This window comes from Ferrovibrio terrae, from assembly GCF_007197755.1.
In the GTDB taxonomy this organism is placed as follows: Bacteria; Pseudomonadota; Alphaproteobacteria; order Ferrovibrionales; family Ferrovibrionaceae; genus Ferrovibrio; species Ferrovibrio terrae.
The window spans coordinates 1026367-1043430 of the sequence record NZ_CP041636.1 but is presented as its reverse complement, the minus strand read 5'-3'; the positions used below and the strand labels follow the sequence as shown (position 1 = coordinate 1043430).

At 65.1% G+C, this 17064-nt stretch carries 18 protein-coding genes; 15 read left to right on the top strand and 3 right to left on the bottom strand.

Annotated features, from left to right (window positions below; translation table 11 throughout):
• The first annotated feature begins 67 nt into the window (after positions 1-67).
• The 6 genes from FNB15_RS05010 (at position 68) to FNB15_RS04985 (ending at position 5766) form a co-directional block, all read left to right on the top strand.
• Entirely contained in the window at positions 68-1282 is a 1215-nt protein-coding gene (locus FNB15_RS05010; protein ID WP_144067659.1) for a glucosaminidase domain-containing protein, read from the top strand.
• A gap of 207 nt (positions 1283-1489) precedes the next feature.
• Positions 1490-1990, top strand: coding sequence for an RT0821/Lpp0805 family surface protein (locus FNB15_RS05005; RefSeq protein ID WP_144067658.1), 501 nt, complete (start codon positions 1490-1492; stop codon positions 1988-1990).
• A gap of 5 nt (positions 1991-1995) precedes the next feature.
• Positions 1996-2934: a tetratricopeptide repeat protein gene (locus FNB15_RS21445; RefSeq protein ID WP_144067657.1), complete on the top strand. Its 939-nt coding sequence runs from the start codon at positions 1996-1998 to the stop codon at positions 2932-2934.
• A 12-nt stretch (positions 2935-2946) separates the two neighbouring features.
• Complete coding sequence (locus FNB15_RS04995) at positions 2947-3924, top strand: DnaJ C-terminal domain-containing protein (protein ID WP_144067656.1); 978 nt, start codon at positions 2947-2949, stop codon at positions 3922-3924.
• A gap of 148 nt (positions 3925-4072) precedes the next feature.
• On the top strand, positions 4073-4906 hold the full coding sequence (locus FNB15_RS04990) for an N-acetylmuramoyl-L-alanine amidase family protein (protein WP_144067655.1): 834 nt from the start codon (positions 4073-4075) through the stop codon (positions 4904-4906).
• Positions 4907-5004: 98 nt separating this feature from the next.
• On the top strand, positions 5005-5766 hold the full coding sequence (locus tag FNB15_RS04985) for a sulfite exporter TauE/SafE family protein (protein ID WP_144067654.1): 762 nt from the start codon (positions 5005-5007) through the stop codon (positions 5764-5766).
• Here the strand turns inward: FNB15_RS04985 and FNB15_RS04980 are convergent.
• Positions 5746-6642 carry a LysR family transcriptional regulator gene (locus FNB15_RS04980; RefSeq protein WP_144067653.1) on the bottom strand — a complete coding sequence of 299 codons (897 nt, stop codon included), beginning with the start codon at positions 6640-6642 and terminating at the stop codon, positions 5746-5748. The genes FNB15_RS04985 and FNB15_RS04980 overlap by 21 nt on opposite strands.
• A 112-nt stretch (positions 6643-6754) precedes the next feature.
• Here FNB15_RS04980 and FNB15_RS04975 point away from each other — a divergent pair, with 112 nt between their 5' ends.
• A complete protein-coding gene (locus tag FNB15_RS04975) occupies positions 6755-7921 on the top strand; it encodes a mandelate racemase/muconate lactonizing enzyme family protein (RefSeq protein WP_144067652.1) in 1167 nt (388 codons plus the stop codon).
• Positions 7922-7988: 67 nt separating this feature from the next.
• Positions 7989-8231, top strand: coding sequence for a DUF2798 domain-containing protein (locus FNB15_RS04970; RefSeq protein WP_144067651.1), 243 nt, complete (start codon positions 7989-7991; stop codon positions 8229-8231).
• Here FNB15_RS04970 and FNB15_RS04965 read toward each other — a convergent pair.
• Complete coding sequence (locus tag FNB15_RS04965; protein WP_144067650.1) at positions 8228-9553, bottom strand: RsmB/NOP family class I SAM-dependent RNA methyltransferase; 1326 nt, start codon at positions 9551-9553, stop codon at positions 8228-8230. The two genes, FNB15_RS04970 and FNB15_RS04965, sit on opposite strands and share 4 nt — an antisense overlap.
• Positions 9554-9698: 145 nt before the next feature.
• Between FNB15_RS04965 and rpe the strand changes: the two genes are divergently transcribed.
• From rpe to FNB15_RS04950, 3 genes are read left to right on the top strand one after another with little or no spacing between them, the layout of a single operon-like run.
• Positions 9699-10373: a ribulose-phosphate 3-epimerase gene (gene rpe / locus FNB15_RS04960; RefSeq protein ID WP_144067649.1), complete on the top strand. Its 675-nt coding sequence runs from the start codon at positions 9699-9701 to the stop codon at positions 10371-10373.
• A 6-nt stretch (positions 10374-10379) separates the two neighbouring features.
• On the top strand, positions 10380-12029 hold the full coding sequence (locus FNB15_RS04955) for a heparinase II/III family protein (protein ID WP_144067648.1): 1650 nt from the start codon (positions 10380-10382) through the stop codon (positions 12027-12029).
• A gap of 29 nt (positions 12030-12058) precedes the next feature.
• Entirely contained in the window at positions 12059-12577 is a 519-nt protein-coding gene (locus FNB15_RS04950) for a HutD/Ves family protein (RefSeq protein ID WP_185973715.1), read from the top strand.
• A gap of 27 nt (positions 12578-12604) precedes the next feature.
• On the opposite strand, the gene FNB15_RS04945 is transcribed toward FNB15_RS04950, so the two are convergent.
• A complete protein-coding gene (locus FNB15_RS04945) occupies positions 12605-13600 on the bottom strand; it encodes an adenosine kinase (protein WP_144067646.1) in 996 nt (331 codons plus the stop codon).
• Positions 13601-13664: 64 nt separating this feature from the next.
• Here FNB15_RS04945 and FNB15_RS04940 point away from each other — a divergent pair, with 64 nt between their 5' ends.
• From FNB15_RS04940 to FNB15_RS04925, 4 genes are all read left to right on the top strand, one after another.
• On the top strand, positions 13665-15128 hold the full coding sequence (locus tag FNB15_RS04940; RefSeq protein WP_144067645.1) for an amidase: 1464 nt from the start codon (positions 13665-13667) through the stop codon (positions 15126-15128).
• On the top strand, positions 15125-15802 hold the full coding sequence (locus tag FNB15_RS04935; RefSeq protein ID WP_144067644.1) for an EI24 domain-containing protein: 678 nt from the start codon (positions 15125-15127) through the stop codon (positions 15800-15802). The genes FNB15_RS04940 and FNB15_RS04935 overlap by 4 nt, the downstream gene beginning before the upstream one ends.
• A gap of 68 nt (positions 15803-15870) precedes the next feature.
• Positions 15871-16578 carry a bactofilin family protein gene (locus FNB15_RS04930; RefSeq protein ID WP_144067643.1) on the top strand — a complete coding sequence of 236 codons (708 nt, stop codon included), beginning with the start codon at positions 15871-15873 and terminating at the stop codon, positions 16576-16578.
• A gap of 36 nt (positions 16579-16614) precedes the next feature.
• Positions 16615-17061, top strand: a complete 447-nt coding sequence (locus FNB15_RS04925; protein ID WP_144067642.1) for a hypothetical protein — start codon at positions 16615-16617, stop codon at positions 17059-17061.
• Positions 17062-17064: the final 3 nt, after the last annotated feature.

Sequence of the window (17064 nt, the reverse complement as noted above, 5' to 3'; positions counted from 1 at the left end):
TGCAGTACGGCGAAGATATGCCGGCTGTGCCGTGGGCTTGGCGCTGATAACTGTGGAGGTTTGACCCATGACAGCACATCGCGATCGGCGATTGCTTGCCATTGGATCGGACGTACGTCTGATTTTTGCCGGTTTTGGCCTGTTGCTGGCCGTCGGCCTGGTTTCCGGAGTGGGGGTAGGTTGGCTTTCGAGCCGCCAGCTTTCGCGCGTGCCCGACATGCAGGTGGCGCAGGTCGCGCCGAGCCAGTCGGTGGGCGAATCCGTACATGATGCCTGGGATCGTCTGCGCCAGATCGCGCAGCTCGACTGGCGTGCCGTGGTCGAACCGCGCAGCAGCGTGGTGGCCGATGCCGTCTCCAGGGAGAAGAAAGACGACGCGCCGGCGATCAGCGCGGCAGAAGCCTCGCGCCGCATTGCCGAAGTGCGCCAGTTCTCGCCGCATCGCACCGCCATGCGCGCCGAAACCGAACGCACCGTCGATGCCATGCTGGCGCGTTTCGAGCAGCAGGGCTTTGATCTCGCCGAGCTGCGCAATCCCGCCGGCCAAGTGGAAGTGCCGCGCATCTTCCTCGCCTCACTGCCGGTCGATATCGCCGACGTCAACCTGACCGAGAAGCGCAAGCGCGCCTTCCTGAAGGTGATGCTGCCGCATATCCTGCGCGAGAACGAGCGCATCACCGCTGACCGCAATCGTCTGGAGCAGCTGCATCAGCGCACCCAGATCGGCGCTGCGCTGTCGGCCCGCGACCAGCAGTGGCTGGCACAGATGGCCGAACTCTATGGCGTCGAAGACATCGACACCGCCGAACTTCTGAATCGCGTCGATGCGATCCCGCCGGGTCTGGCGCTGGCCCAGGCCGTGGAAGAATCGGGCTGGGGCACTTCGCGTTTCGCGCTGATGGGCAACGCCGTCTTCGGCATGTGGACCTGGACTCCGGGCGCCGGCCTGGTGCCGGAAAACCGCCCCGAAGGCGAGACCTATGAAGTGCAGCGCTTCAAGAGCCTGGAGAATTCGGTCGCCGCCTATATGCGTAACCTGAATTCCAAGGCGAGCTATCGCGAGTTCCGCGACAAGCGCGCCGGCATGCGCGACCGCAGCCAGACGACCGACAGCTATCAGCTGGCCGGCACGCTGCATCGCTATTCGGTGCGCGGCCAGGATTACATCCGCACCATCCGTTCGATCATGAAGTCGAACGCGCTGGACCAGTTCGACAGCGCCAAACTGGCCGACGAGCCCTCGCCGCTGCTGACCACGCTGGATTTCTTCGGCAAATCGTAATTCAGCGGTCTCAGTCGGATCGCCAGAGCCGGCCCGGACCCCCGGGCCGGCTTTTTTGTGCCGGGCCGGGAACGATTCGGGCCGGCAATCGCCGGGCCGCCGCCTTGCGGGGGCGTTAACCCGCCCAATATACTGTGTGTTAACGCAGCCGGACGGCCCGCAACACGCGGCACCGCGGCGCCATTTCGCATTGCATGAGGCTTTCCGATGACCGTCCGTCTTCCTGTCCGCCTGCTCCTGATCCCTGCACTGGCCAGCGCCCTGCTGGTCTCCGGCTGCCAGAACAACGATGGCTCCGGCGGGATGAACAAGGAAAATGTCGGCACGGTGCTGGGTGGCATCGGCGGTGCTGTGCTGGGCGCGCAGTTCGGCAAGGGCACCGGCCAGTTGGTCGGCGTCGCGGCCGGCGCGCTGGCGGGCGCCTATCTCGGCAACCAGATCGGCTCTTCGCTGGACAAGGCCGACAAGGCGGAAATGGAAAAGGCCAGCAACCGGGCCACCACCGCGCCGATCGGCCAGCCGATTTCCTGGCGCAATCCTGACAGCGGCAATTCCGGCACGGTGACGCCGACGCGCGAAGGCACCGCCAGCAATGGCGATTACTGCCGCGAGTTCCAGCAGTCCGTCACGGTGGGCGGCAAGACCGAGCAGGCCTTTGGCACTGCCTGCCGCCAGCCCGACGGCAGCTGGAAAGTCGTCAACGGTTGATCCGCATGCCTGCAGCCGCACATAAGCCTCACGCGCTGCTGGCCGTGGCGCAGGTCGCGCTGCTGAGCTGCGCGCTGCTGTTTGCGCCGGCGGCAAAAGCGGATTTCGTGCAGGGCGTGCGCGCCTACGAGGCCGGCGACCACAAGGCGGCCTACGAGGCCTGGCTGCCGCTGGCCAATCGCGGCGACGTGGCGGCGATGCGCAACATCGGCCATCTCTACCGCTGGGGTCAGGGCGTCGAGAAGGACATTGCCCAGGCCATTCACTGGTATCGCCTTGCGGCCGAGAAGGGTTTCTCGCGGGCGCAGGCCAATCTCGCCGCGATCTATCTGCAGGGCGAAGAAGGCACGCCGGTCGACTACGACGAGGCGCATAAATGGTTTGCCGCCGCTGCCGTGCAGAATCTGGCGGTGGCACAATACAATCTCGGTCTGATGTATGAACTGGGCCTCGGCGTCGAGAAGAACGAGGCGCGCGCGCTCGGCTGGTACAATCTCGCCGCCAAGTCGGGTCAGCCGGAAGCGATCGAGCGCCTGTCGCAGCTGGTGAAGGCGACCGAACCGCCACTGGTCTCGGGCGTCAATCTGCCCGTCGCGGAGACTGCCGCGCCGCCGGTGCCCGCAGCGCAGACACCTGTCCCGCAAATGCCTGTCCCGCAGGCGGCTGCTGCCGACAGCAAAACCGAAACCGCCGCAACGATGCCGGCCCAGCCGGCAACTCCGGCGCCCCCGCCGGTCGTTGCCGCGCCCGCCGAACCCCCAGCGACTCTCCCGTCGCCTCCGGCTGCTGACGAGCAGCCGGCAGACGACGGCCGGCCCGGCTTCCTCAGCCGTTTCTATTCGGCGATTTCTTCGGGTGGTGGCGTCTCGATCCCTGATATCTTCACCTCGTCGCCGGACGAAACGGCCGAACCGCCTGCTGATGGCCAGGACAGCAAGCCTTGAGGATTGAGCAGGATGCGTGATCCCTATCAGGTTCTGGGTGTGGCGCGCGGTGTCAGCAACGAAGACCTGCGCAAGGCCTATCGCAAGCTGGCGAAGGAATTCCATCCCGACCGCAACCAGGGCAATGAAAAGGCGTCCGACCGCTTCAAGGAAATCTCGGCGGCCTACGATCTGCTCGGCGATGCCGACAAACGCGGCAAATACGATCGCGGCGAGATCGATGCCGCCGGCCAGCCGCGGGCGCGCGGTTTCGGTGGCGGCGCTCATCGCGCGGGTGGTGCGGGCGGCGGGCCGTTCGGCGGCGCTGCCGGCGGCGGCTTCGGCTTTGATCCCAATGCCGGCGGTGAGGATATTTTCGACGAGATTTTCGGCCAGATGCGGCGCGGCCGCGGGGCTGGTGGCGCTGGTGCCGGTTTCGGCGCGCGCAATGCCAACCGGCCGATGCGTGGTGCCGACCGTCATTTCAATCTGAAGATCGGCTTCCTTGATGCCGCGCGTGGCTGCAAGCGCCGCCTCACCATGCCCGATGGCAAGCAGCTCGATGTCACCATTCCGCCCGGCCTGGGCGATGGCCAGCAGATCCGCCTGCGCCACCAGGGTGATGCCGGCCGCAACAGCGGCGAAGCCGGTGACGCACTGATCGAGGTGACGGTCGAGCCGCATGCCTTTTTCAGCCGCCAGGGCGACGACTTGCATCTCGAACTGCCGGTCACGCTGGATGAAGCCATTCTCGGCGCCAAGATTCCTGTGCCCACCATCGATGGCATGGTGGCGGTCGGCGTGCCCAAGGGCGCCAGTTCGGGCACCACGTTGCGCCTGAAAGGTCGCGGTTTCCCGCTGAAGGGCGGCGCTTCGGACCAGCGCGGCGACCAGTATGTGAAGCTGAAGCTGGTGCTGCCGGAGAAGCCGAATTCGGCGCTCGAGAAGCTGATCGAGGGCTGGGCCAAGACGAACAAATACGACGTGCGGGCGAAATACACGGTCGAGTGAGTCTGTCGACCCCACCGGCGATCGCCCTTAACGAAGCATTCACCATCTGCTGACAGGCTAAGTTACGGACTTTTCTTGCAGAGGAGTCCGGCGGACTCTATCGTCCGCGCAGTTTCCACCGATTCGCAAACAGGCTCCCGATTCGGTCATGTATACGCGTCGCTTCATCATCTCATCGCTGGTCGGCCTGCTTGGCAGTGCCGCAGTGCCGTCATGGGCGGACGCTGCTGCGCGCAAGTCGCCGCCGCTGCCGGGCCGCAAGCCGACGCCCAATGCGCCGAAAATGCCGCCGCGCGCGCCGGCCGTCGTCATTCTCGATCCGGGCCATGGCGGCCGCGACCCGGGCGCCATCGGCGTCACCGGAACGGAAGAGAAGGACGTCACGCTTTCGGTCTGCCAGAGCATCCGCCAGGCGCTGGCCGGCCGTTCCGACATCAAGGTCTTCCTCACCCGTGACCGCGACACTTACATCCCGCTGCCCAGCCGTGTGGCGTTTGCGCATGAGAAGCATGCCGATCTGTTCATCTCGATCCATGCCGATGCCGCACCGAACAGGTCAGCGCGTGGCCTCTCGGCCTATACCCGCGCTGAAAAGGCGACGGATGACTTCGCTCGCCGGCTCGCCGACCGCGAGAACCAGGTCGATGCGATCTACGGCTTCGATGCCGGCGCGACCGACAAGCAGACCGCGGCGATCCTGATCGATCTGGCGCGCCGCCATGGCCACAATGCTTCGCTGTCCGCCAAGAAGCGTATTGTCACTGGCGTGGGCCATCGCGTGCAGCTGCTGGAAAACCCGATGCGGGCGGCGAATTTCGCCGTGCTGCGTTCGCCGGCTTTGCCCAGCGTGCTGATCGAAACCGGTTTCCTGTCCAATCCGCAGGATGAGAAAATCCTGCGCAACGCGAAATCCCGCGCTGACCTGGCGCGCTACCTTGCCGACCAGATCGCCCCCGTCGCGATGGACCTGCGCGAGGCGTGATCGGCGCATAGTTCGTCATTACCGCGAAAAGCGGGAATCCCATTTTTCTGTCCCAACAAATGGGACCCCGGGTCAAGGCCGGGGTGACGGTATAGAAGATGCTCCCCGAACTCTTTCCCTTTCTTGTCGCCTCCCTCGGCGTCTTCCTGATCGCCTTCATGCGCGGCGCGTTCGGCGGCGGCTTTGCCATTGTTGGCATTCCGGTGCTGTCGCTGGCGATGGACCCGATCACAGCGGGCACGGTGCTGGCGCCGCTGTTCATCGCCATCGACATCGTCGCGTTTTTCTTCTGGCGGCCGGGCACCTGGTCGAAACCGGATGCGAAACTGTTGCTGCCAATGCTGGTGATAGGCATCGCGGCCGGCTGGCTGCTGCTGTCGGTGCTGGATCGCCATCTCATCGAGATCGCAATGGCGCTGATCACGCTGCTGTTCGCCGGGCTCTGGTTCCGCAGCGGCGGGCAGGTGCAGACGAAACCGCGCGTGCCCGCGAAAGGCCTGCTCGCGGGATTTGCCTCTGGCATTACGACCATGGTGGCGCATTCCGGCGGACCGCCGCTGGCGATGTATCTGCTGCCGCTCGGTCTTTCCAAAGTGGTGTATGCCGGCACGACCAGCCTGTTCTTCACCGTGGCGAATGCCGTGAAGGTTGGGCCGTGGCTCTATCTCGGCCAGCCCGATGCTAAGACCTGGGTCTTGATGGCGGTCTGCCTGCCGGTGGCGCCGCTCGGCGTCTGGCTCGGCTGGCGCCTGCATGAGCGGCTCGACCAGCGCCAGCTCTATCGTGCCTGCTACAGCCTGCTGGTGATCACAGCGCTGAAACTCTTATGGGACGGCCTCTCAGGCTTCCTGCACGGCTGACCAGAAATCCTCCGCGATTCTGGTGCCGCGCTCGCGCTGGCGATAGAGCCGTATATCGACCGGGATGATCCAGGCTTCGTCGCCCGCCAGCACCAGCGTTTTGGCCGCCAGATCGTCCTCGATCAAACTGTCGGGCAGCCAGGCGATGCCGCGTCCGTCGCGCGCCATGGCACGAAGCACGGTGCCTTGCGGCGCGATGAAGCTGACACGCAAGGGCAGACTCGTCTCGCGCCGGCCCAGCATGGCCGTGACGATACGGCCGAGGCCTGAATCCTCGGCATAGGCGAGATAGGGCAGGGGCTGCTTCGCGCCATCCAGCGCGTGCGAAGGCCCGCCGTTTGCGTCGGGTGCACAGACCGGCAGCAGGCGATCCTGCGCCAGCCGGCGATAGAGAAAGCGATCCGGTGGCAGGCGGTTGGCCACGGCATCATGGCCGTGGCAGAGCAGGAACTGGCTCTGGCCCTGTAAAAGAGCTTCCTCGCCGGCCTGCATGCTGCCCGACATCAGGCGGATCGCGCCAAGGCGTGCCGCGATATCCAGCCCGCGCAGCCAGCCGGGGAAGAAGGTGAGCGACAGCGCCTGCGTCGCGGCGAAGATCAGTGTCGCGGTCTCGGCCTGTTCGGCCTGGCGCGCCTCGTCGCGCGCCTGCGCCAGACGGCGCAGCATGTCGCGCACTGCGGGCATGAACTGCTCGCCGGCGGCCGTGAGCTTCACCGGCTGGGCCGAACGGTCGAACAGCATCACGCCGGCCCAGTCCTCCAGCGCGCGGATGCGGCGGCTGAAGGCCGGCTGCGTCATATGCCGGGCTTCGGCGGCGCGAGAGAAATTGCCCGCTTCGGCCAGCGCCAGAAAATCTTCCAGCCAGTTGAATTCCATAGACGATTGTCCCAATGCGGGATCGGAATGATCAAATCCGAATCTGGCATTGGCTAAGGGTTCCTGTCCATGTCTAGGATGCGGCCATCGACCCAAGGAGCTGATATTTCCCATGCGTATCGTAGACGTCCGCGAGAAAACCGCCTCGATCGCCTCGCCGATCGCCAATGCCTATATCGATTTCTCCAGGATGACCTGCTCGGTGGTGGCGGTGATCACCGATCAGATGCGCGACGGCAAGCCGGTGGTCGGCTTCGGCTTCAACTCGAATGGCCGCTACGGGCAAGGAGCGCTGATGCGCGAACGCTTCCTGCCGCGCCTGATGGAAGCCAATCCGGAGACGCTGGTCGATACGGCCAACAACAACCTGGATCCGTTTGCGATCTGGAAGACGCTGATGCAGAACGAGAAGCCGGGCGGCCATGGCGAACGCTCGGTCGCCGTCGGCACGCTGGATATGGCCGTGTGGGACGCCGTGGCCAAGATCGCCGGCGTGCCGCTCTGGCGCCTGCTGGCGGATCGCTATCGTGGCGGCGTTGCGGATGACAAGGTCTGGGTCTATGCCGCCGGCGGCTACTACTATCCGGGCAAGGACCTGTCGGCGCTGCAGGACGAGATGAAGAGCTATCGCGACCGCGGCTATCGCGTCGTGAAGATGAAAATCGGCGGCGAACCGCTGAAGGACGATCTCAAGCGCATCGAAGCCGTGCTGAAGATCGTCGGCGACGGCCAGAATCTCTGCGTCGACGTCAACGGCCGCTTCGATATCAAGACAGCGATCGAATACGGCAACGCGATCCGGCCGTATAATCTCTACTGGTACGAGGAAGTCGGCGATCCGCTGGACTATGCCCTGCAGGCCGAACTCGGCAGGCATTACGACAAGCCGATGGCGACCGGCGAAAACCTGTTCTCGCATCAGGATGCGCGCAACCTGATCCGCTTCGGCGGCATGAACAGGGAGCGCGATTTCCTGCAGTTTGACTGCGCGCTCAGCTACGGCCTGGTCGAATACCTGCGCACGCTGGATGTGCTGAAGGAGCATGGCTGGTCGAGCCGCCGCGTGGTGCCGCATGGCGGCCACCAGATGTCGCTCAATATTGCGGCAGGCTTACATTTGGGCGGCAACGAGAGCTATCCCGATGTGTTCAAGCCCTTCGGCGGCTTTGCCGACGGCATCGCGGTAAACGACAGTTATGTCTCTTTGCCGCAGATTCCCGGTGTTGGTTTCGAGGCCAAGGCCGAACTCTACAAGGTGATGAGGGAATTGCTGGACTAAGCTTGGCTATGGCAGGGCGGCGGTGGATGCGGTAAACATCTGCCGCCGCCATCAATCGGATCAACCGATGCGCCAGAAACTGCCCGCCCGCTACAACGCCATCGCCGTGCCGTTGCTGCTGTCGCTGATGATGACTTGCATCGTTTCGGGCATTGCCACGGTCAACAGCCTCGGCCTTGCCGAGGGTTTTGTGGCGAAATGGATGCAGGCTTGGGGCCTGTCCTGGATTGTCGCCTTCCCGATCATGCTGTTCGTGCTGCCGGTGGTGCGGCGCATCGTGGCGATCTTCGTGGAGCCGCCGCGCTTCTAGTTCTTCTGCAAACAGATGGCGAAGAAGCCGTCCATGCCGCCGCGGCCCGACCACATCGAGGGCAGGGTGCGCAACGCGCCTTCATGTGTCACGGCTTCGGATGGCAGATGCAGCCTGCCGGCATCGGCAGGAATGATCTCGGCGCCGGGCAGCGCCAGCAGATGCCGGATCTGGTACTCGGCCTCCTCGGGCTGCAGCGAACAGACGCAATAGACCATCCGCCCGCCGGGCTTCAGCATCGCCCAGGCAGCAACCATCAGGCGGCGCTGCAGCTCGGCCAGCTTCGCCACGTCGGTTTCATCCTTGAGGTACGGCAGATCGGGATGGCGGCGGATCGTGCCGGTCGCGGTGCAGGGCGCATCCAGCAGCACGGCATCGAAGCTCTCTTCGGGCTGCCACTGTTCGATCTCGGCGGTTCGCACGTCGGCCTTGAAGCCCAGGCGTTTCAGGTTTTCCTTCAGCCGCTTCAGTCGCGGGTCGGAACGATCCACTGCCATGACGCTGGCGCCCAGTGCGGCCAGCTGCGCGGTCTTGCCGCCGGGCGCGGCGCAGAGATCGGCCACGCGCTTGCCGGCGATATCGCCCAGCAGCTTCGCCGGCAGCGTGGCGGCCACATCCTGCACCCACCATGCACTGCCGCTGCCGTCTTCCGGCGCAGTAAAGCCCGGCAGGCTCTCGACCGCGCCGCCGCCCATGCGGCGCAGGCCACCGGTCGGCAACACCTCGGCTTGCAGCGTCTCCGCCCAGTCGGCCGGATCGCCGTCTTTCAGGCTGATATCCAGCGGCGCTTCCTGCAGATGCGCCATGGCGATATCTCGGGCGACATCCTCGCCATAAAAATTCACCCAGCTCTGCCACAGCCAGTCCGGCGTGTTGGCCCGGGCGACATCCTGTTCGGCCACGATGGCCTGGCCTTCGATGGCGACTTTTCGCAATACCGCGTTGATCAGGCCGCGCGGCTTCTTCTGCTCGGGATGCATCAGGTTGACGGCTTCGCCCACGGCGGCATGGGCCGGTGCGTCGAGGAACAGCAGCTCGGCAGCCCCCAGCCGCATCGCCTCGCGCGGCAGCCCCTTGGGCCAGAGCGTGAGGAATTTGCGTAAGCACCCATCGATCTGGCCGCGTCGGCGCAGGGTTGTGGTGGCCAGGCGACGCACAAAGGCGCGGTCGCGATCGCTGAGATCGCGGAAACCCGATCTCGGGTCGGCCAGGGCGTCGTCCAGTGCGCGGCCCTTGCCCAGCACCATATCGACCAGGTTGGCGGCCACGCGGCGCGCGGAGGCCGGGCCGGGAACGGTGGGGAAGGCGGAAGCGTCAGACATGGCGCTTCTTCTAGCCCCCGACTCGCCGGGCGTCGAGGCGGAGGGCGATTCGAGGGTGAAAAACCCCGGATTCGTCGCATTTCGTGACCGAATACCGCAAACCCGCTTGCTTGGCGTAGCAGGCCAAATTTGCTAAGCCTGCGCCATGCCGCAGCAAGCCACCCGAATCGCCCCCTCGATCTTTTCGGCCGACTTCGCCCAGCTCGGGGCCGAGGTCGCCGCCATCGACAAGGCCGGCGCCGACTATATCCATATCGACGTGATGGACGGCCATTTCGTGCCGAACCTCACCATCGGCCCCAGCGTGGTCGCCGCACTCCGCAAGCACACGGCCCGGCCGTTCGACGTGCATCTGATGATCTCGCCGATCGATGCGTTCATTCCGCAATTCGCCGAGGCCGGCGCCGATATCATCACCGTGCATCCTGAAGCCGGTCCGCATGTGCATCGCACGCTGCAGCTCATCCGCAGCTTGGGCAAGAAGGCCGGCCTGTCGCTCAATCCGGGTACGCCGGTGGAAGCCGCGCTTGCCGTGCTCGACATGGTCGACCTCGTGCTGGTGATGAGCGTCAATCCCGGTTTCGGCGGCCAGAAGTTCATCCATACCCAGCTCGACAAGATCAAGGTGCTGCGCAAGGCGATCGACGCCTCCGGCCGCGCCATCGACCTGGAAGTGGATGGCGGCATCAATGCCGAAACCGCGCAGCTTGCCGTCGATGCCGGCGCCGATGTGCTGGTGGCCGGCACCGCCACGTTCCAGGGCGGCCCGTCGGCCTATGCCGACAACATTGCGCGGGTGCGCGCAAAGCCGTCGAAGTGAGATGACGTGACTGCGGCCTCGCTGCAGGACTCCACCGGTCGTAAACTGCTGCGTCGCCTGGCGGCGGCCTGGTATGGCACGCGGCTTTATGCGCTGACGCTGCCGCGCAAGGCGCCGCTCGAACTCCCCGTTCTCCCCGACGATCCCTGGACCGGTACGGTGGGCAATGCCGACCGTTTGTTCCAGGGGCGTTTTGTGTTTGCCGGCGCGGAAGTTGCGTCGCCACATGCGGCACCCTGGTCGATCACGCCCGGTGAAGCCGGTCTCGATGCTGCCAGTCATGCTGCCTGGGCCGCCGGCCTGCATGGGTTTGTCTGGCTGCGCGATTTCTCCAGCCAGGGCGGCGACATGGCGCGGCGCATGGCACGCAGCCTGGTGGCCGACTGGATCGCCCGGCATTCGCTGTCGATCCGTGGCCTGCCCTGGCAGCCTGCGATCGCCGGACGGCGGCTGACGCAGTGGCTGGTGGCGTCGCATTTCCTGCTCGATGGCGCCGACGATGCCTTCGGCCATGATTTCCTGCTCAGCATCGCGCGTCATGCCGCGTATCTGAAACGCGCCAGCGCCACGGCACCGGCCGGCTGGCCGCGCTTCGATGCCACGCTCGGCGCCGTCTATGGTGCCGAAGCGCTCGGCCATGCGCAGGACAAGTCTGCGATCCAGGCGCTGTGCGCGGCACTGGATGCGCAGGTGCTGGCCGATGGCGGCCATGTGTCGCGCAATCCCTCGCTGCTCTATCGCATGCTGCGCGATCTGGTGGCGCTGTGGCGCTTCCTGCAAGCGGTCGATCCCGAACGCGCGGCCATGCTGCAGCCTTACCTCGACCGCATGGCTCCGATGCTGCGTACCCTGCGGCACGGCGATGGCGGGTTGGCGCTGTTCCACGGCGGCGAAGAAGAGAATGCCGCGCAGATCGATCTGTTGCTTGAGCTTTCCGATGCCAAGGGCAAGCCGCTGGCCTCGGCCACGCATAGCGGTTTCGAGCGCGCCGCAGCCAAACGCGCGCTGCTGCTGCTCGATGCAGCCGGACCGCCGCCACGCGTCGCGGGCACCAAACCACATTCCGGCCTGCTGTCGTTTGAATTCAGCCATGGCAAGGACCGCCTGATCTCCAATTGCGGCGCCTCGCGCCGGATGGGCGGCAACTGGGCTACGGCACTCAGCAGCGTGTCGGCGCATTCCACGCTCTGCCTCGGCGGCAAAGAGCCAGCCGCCAGCGCCGCCGTTTCCGTCTCGCGCAACGAGCAGGATGGCGCGATCTGGTTCGAAGCGGAGCATGATGGCTGGCGCGCCGCCTGCAACCGGATCTATCGCCGGCGGTTGTATCTCTCGGCCGGCGGCGAAGACCTGCGCGGTGAGGATATAGTCTCTGAGGGTGCCAATCCGACAAATGGCATGCCGGTCGAGGCCGTGCTGCGGCTGCATCTGCATCCGGGCATGCATGCCTCGCTGCTGGGCAGCGGCGACACCGTGATCCTGAAGACCTCTAGCGGGCAGGGCTGGCGCTGGCGCGGCATGGGCGGCGTAGTACGTTTGGAAGATAGTGTTTATCTTGGCGTCGGCGGCGATGTCCGCCGCACGCAGCAGATCGTGATGGCGGGTTCGGCAGGTGCCGAACCCCTGGTGTTCAAATGGGCTCTGACAAAGATCAACTAGGCAGTCTTTTCTCCGGCAGGAACCGGCAGGTGGCGGCCGAGAAACCGGGTGCGGTGGAAGCCAACCGGCTGATCTCGCTTGCCTCGCTGGATGCCGAGCCTTGGAAGAATGGCGGCGGCACCACCTATCAGATCGTTGTCGATCCGCCAGAGGCCAATACCTCGAATTTCCGCTGGCGCGTCAGTCGCGCGGTGATTGAGCGCGACGGGCCTTTCTCAAGCTTCCCGAATGTATCGCGCTGGATCGTGCTGGTCTCGGGCCCCGGTTTCACGATGGAATTTGCCGACGGCACGTCCTTCGACGTGGTGAAGCCGTTTGAAGTTTACTGGTTCGATGGCGGGCTCGGCGTGAACTGCAAGCTGAAGGGCGACCGCCCCGTCACCGTGCTGAATGTGATGGCGCATAACGAGATGGTGATGCGAGTGAATATCGCCCAGAACCGCAACATGTTGCCCAGCGCCGGCCATGCCATCGTCTCGGCCTACAGCGCCTCGGTGCGGCTGGATGAGCGCCATGTGCTCCTCGCAGCCGTCGACAAGCCGTTTTAATCAGAACGGGCTGATCTGCCCTTCTGTTTAGGCTTTCTGGGCTTCCGCCACGAAGGGCTTCAGCGGCTTCTGCGGCCGTGGCCCGATATGGCTGATCACCTCGGCGGCGCAGAGCGAGCCGAGCCGGCCGGCGGCATGCAGGTCGAAATCATGCGTGAAGCCATAGAGGAAACCGGCCGCGTAAAGATCGCCGGCGCCGGTGGTGTCGATCACGCTCACGCCCTTGATGGCGTCGATGATATGCACTTCCTCGCCGGCCAGGATCACTGAACCTTTTTCGGAACGCGTCAAAGCTGCGACATCGACATGGGGGCGCACCTTCTGCAGTGCCGAATCGAAATCGCTCGACTGGTAGAGCGAGATGATCTCCGCCTCGTTGGCAAACAGGATGTCGATATGGTGTTCCACCAGATGCTGGAATTCCTCGCGATGGCGGTCGACGCAGAAACTGTCCGACAGCGACATCGCCACGCGGCGGCCTGAATCATGCGCCAGCCGCATCGCCTTGCGCATGCCTTCCTTGGCCATCGGCTGATCCCACAGATAGCCTTCCAGATAGGTGATCTCGGCGGCGGCGACAGCGCTCGCTTCGATATCGTCCGGCGTGAGGTCGATGGAGGCGCCCAGATAGGTGTTCATGGTGCGCTGCCCGTCCGGCGTCACCATGATCATGCAGCGCGCGGTCGAGGGGCCATCCGTTGCCGGGGCGGTGTCGTACTGCACGCCCAGCGCCTTGATGTCGCGGCCGAACACATCGCCCAGCGTGTCGTTGCGCACCCGGCCGATGAACTGGACGCTGCCGCCCAGCGCGGCGATGCCGGCGGCGGTATTCGCGGCCGAACCGCCGGACACTTCCGTGGTCTCGCCCATGGCGCCGTACAGCTGCTCGGCGCGACCGCCATCGATCAGGGTCATGCCGCCCTTGGGCATGCCATGCTCGTCGAGGAAGGCATTGTCGACACGGGCCAGCACGTCGACGATGGCGTTGCCGATGGCGAGCACGTTGTTTTTGGGCTTGGACATAGAGGGTTTCCCGGAGTGGTCGAATCTCGTTACTCTGTAGCCGTTCGACAGAAGGAAGGCAAATATGGACGCATTGATCCGCATGACCGCCCGCCAGGCCGTGGCCGCCCTGAAGGCCCGCGACATCACGCCGGCGGACCTGATCGATGCCGCCGCCAAGCGGATTGCCGAGGTCGAGCCCAAAATCAATGCCCTGCCGACGCTCTGCCTGGACCGTGCCCGGGCCATGGCGGCAAAGCTGACCCCGCCCGATCCGGCGCCGCCGGGTTATCTTTACGGGCTGCCGATCGCCACCAAGGACCTGGTCGATGTGGCCGGCGTGCGCTCCACCCAGGGCAGCCGCGTCTATGCCGACTACGTACCGACGAAATCCGGCTGGTCGGTCGAGCGGCTGGAAAGCAACGGCGCGCTGATCGTCGCCAAGTCGAACACGCCTGAATTCGGCGCCGGTTCGCAGACCTTCAACGATGTGTTCGGCACCACCACCAATCCGTGGAACACCGCCACCACGCCGGCCGGCTCGTCAGGCGGCGCGGCGGCCTGCCTTGCGGCGGGCGAGGTCTGGCTCGCCGATGGCTCCGATCTCGGCGGCAGCCTGCGTATTCCCGCCAGCTTCACCGGCGTGGTCGGCTTGCGTCCGTCGCCCGGTCGCGTCGCCTTCGGCCCGCGCGCGCTGCCCTTCGATCCGCTCTCGGTCTATGGCCCGATGGCGCGCAATGTCGGCGACTGCGCGCTGATGCTGGATGCGATGAGCGGCTTCGAACCGCGCGATCCCCTGAGCATTCCCGCACCCGTCAACAGCTACGTTTCCGCTGTCGATCACGCCATGGTCACTGGCCGTTTGCCGAGTCGCTTTGCTAGTGGCTGTCGTATCGGCTGGTCGCCGGATCTTGGTCTGTCGCCGGTCGATGCCGAAGTGCTCGCCATCTGCGAAGCCGCCGTGCAGCGCATTGCCAGGCTGGGCGCGACGGTGAGCGAGGATGTACCTGATTTCAGTGGGGCGGAAGAGTGTTTCCAGGTTTTGCGTGCCGCCAATTTCGCCGTTACGGTCTGGCCCAAGATCAAGGACAAGACCGATCTGGTGAAGCCCGAAGTGATCTGGAACGCCGAGAAGGGGCTCAAGCTCACCGGCGAGGAAAAGGCCCGCGCATTGCAGGTGCAAGGCCAGATCTACAACCGCGTGGCTGCTTTCTTCGAGAAGAACGATTTCCTCGTATTGCCCACCTGCGTGGCGCCGCCGTTCGATCATCGCCTGCGCTATCTGGAAGAAGTCGCCGGGCGCAAATTCGACACCTACATTTCCTGGCTGGTGCTGACCTTCGCGATCACGATCACCGGCACGCCGGCGATTTCGATTCCCTGCGGCTTTACGAAAAGCGGCCTGCCGGTCGGACTGCAGATCGTGGCGCGTCCGCGCGGCGAGGCCGAACTGCTGGCCTTCTCGGCGTTGCTCGAAGCCGATTTCGGCCTCAGCGAGCGGGTGCCGGTGAATCCGATAGAAGGCCAAGTCAGCGGGAAGGTGGCATGATCGCGGCCTCGTTCCGGCGCGCGCTGGCGCAGCTTCCCGACCCTGCCTTCCGCAGCGTGCTGGTGAAGTCGCTGCTGGTCAGCCTGGTCGTGTTCGTGCTGCTGGGCGTCGGGTTGTGGTCCGCCCTGCTGGTGGTGCCTGCCACTGGCTACGCCTGGCTCGACTGGGCGATTGCCGCCCTGTCCAGCCTCGGTTCCCTGCTGGGCATGATGCTGCTGTTCCCGGCCGTGATGACGGCGGCGATCGGCCTGTTTCTGGACGATATCGCCGATGCGGTTGAACGTCGCTATTACGCCGGTGAGGAACCAGGCCGGCCGCTGGCCACGCTGCCGGCGGTGTGGAGCGCGTTGCGCTTTCTCGGCGTCGTTCTTGTGGTCAATATCCTGCTGCTGCCGCTTTATGCCATCCTGCTGTTCTTCCCGCCGCTGCTCTATGGCCTGTCGCTGCTGGTGAACGGCTATCTGGTCGGGCGGGAATACTTTGAAGCAGTCGCCTTCCGCTATCAGCCGCGCGTCGAGGCAACCCAGCTGCGCCGTCGCCGCCGGGGCGATGTATGGCTCTGCGGCGTGCTTATTGTCCTTCTGTTAACCATTCCGCTCGTAAATTTTCTCGTCCCGATTGTGGCAACCGCGTTCATGGTCCACGTCTTCAAACGGTTGCGGGCAACGGGTTGACCTGAAATTCCGGCAGTGCGGGTTGTGAATGCCGGGCCGTGCATCTAGGGGATCAGAGGAGACCGCCCATGTTTGGTCGCAAGAAGCCGAGCACCGACAGTGCCGCGATGATGCCGCCGGCCCCTCCGGTCCAGGCTGAGCTCAAGCCGATCGAGCCGAAACAGCCTGGGTTGTCCGCCGCGCCGGCCAAGACCGGCGATGACGAACTGCCGCCGATGCCGAGCCATCTTCGCTCGATTGGGAAACCCGTTCTTCCCTCCGTTACAACTGCAGGAGCCGCCACCATGTCCGACACCAATCCGCCGACCCCGACCTTCCGCCCCGAGATCGCCAAGCGTCCGATGGATTTGGCGCCCAAGGCCCTGGTGCAGGCGACTGCCGGTGCTGCTCCCGCCACGCCGGCGCGTTCCGACAACCACGCCGAGCCGAAGGTTCTGCTGATTGGCCGCGAGATCAGCCTCAGCGGCCAGATCACCGCCTGCGACAAGGTCGTTGTGGAAGGCCGCGTCGAGGCCCAGCTCACCGAAAGCCGTTTTGTCGAGATCACCGAGACCGGCCAGTTCAAGGGCTCGGCCGAAGTGGAAGAAGCCGAGATCCGCGGCCGTTTCGAAGGCCGCCTCAGTGTGCGCGGCCGCCTGCTGATCCGCGGTTCTGGCAAGGTTTCGGGCGAGATTGCCTATGGCCAGGTCGAGATCGAATGCGGCGGCGAGATTTCCGGCACCGTGCAGACCGTCGCTTCGGGCGGCCGTCTGGCGTCGCCGGCTGCTGCTGAATAGTTGTTCTGCACATAACGTGCGTTTAAGCTGCGCGGCGTGAAAACGCCGCGCATTCTTTTTGTCCTGTGCCTGATCGTTGCGCTTGCCGCCTGCGGTGGCCGCCCGACATCGCCCGCCACCACAGGCGTACTGCCTGGCGAGGAGCTCGATCTCTCGCTGGTGCACCAGAAGCCCGACGAGCCGCCGCGCCGGCCGCTCAGCGCCGATGTGGTGCGCAAGACCGCCGCCGAAGCCCGCGTGCTATTTGGCGCGCCGACCACCCTGCGCCGTGAACCGCCGGGCGAGGTCTGGCAGTACCAGGCCGAAGCGCCGCGCTGCACCCTGCTGCTGTTCCTCTATCCCGATGACACGGCCAGCCGCCTGCGCGTCAGCCATGCGCAGGTGCTGAGCCGCGTGCGCGGCCAGACCATCGACGACAGCGACTGCCTCGCGGCCTTGCTGAAAACGCCACCGCAGCCGCAACCGCAGCGGCCGATGTCTTAATCA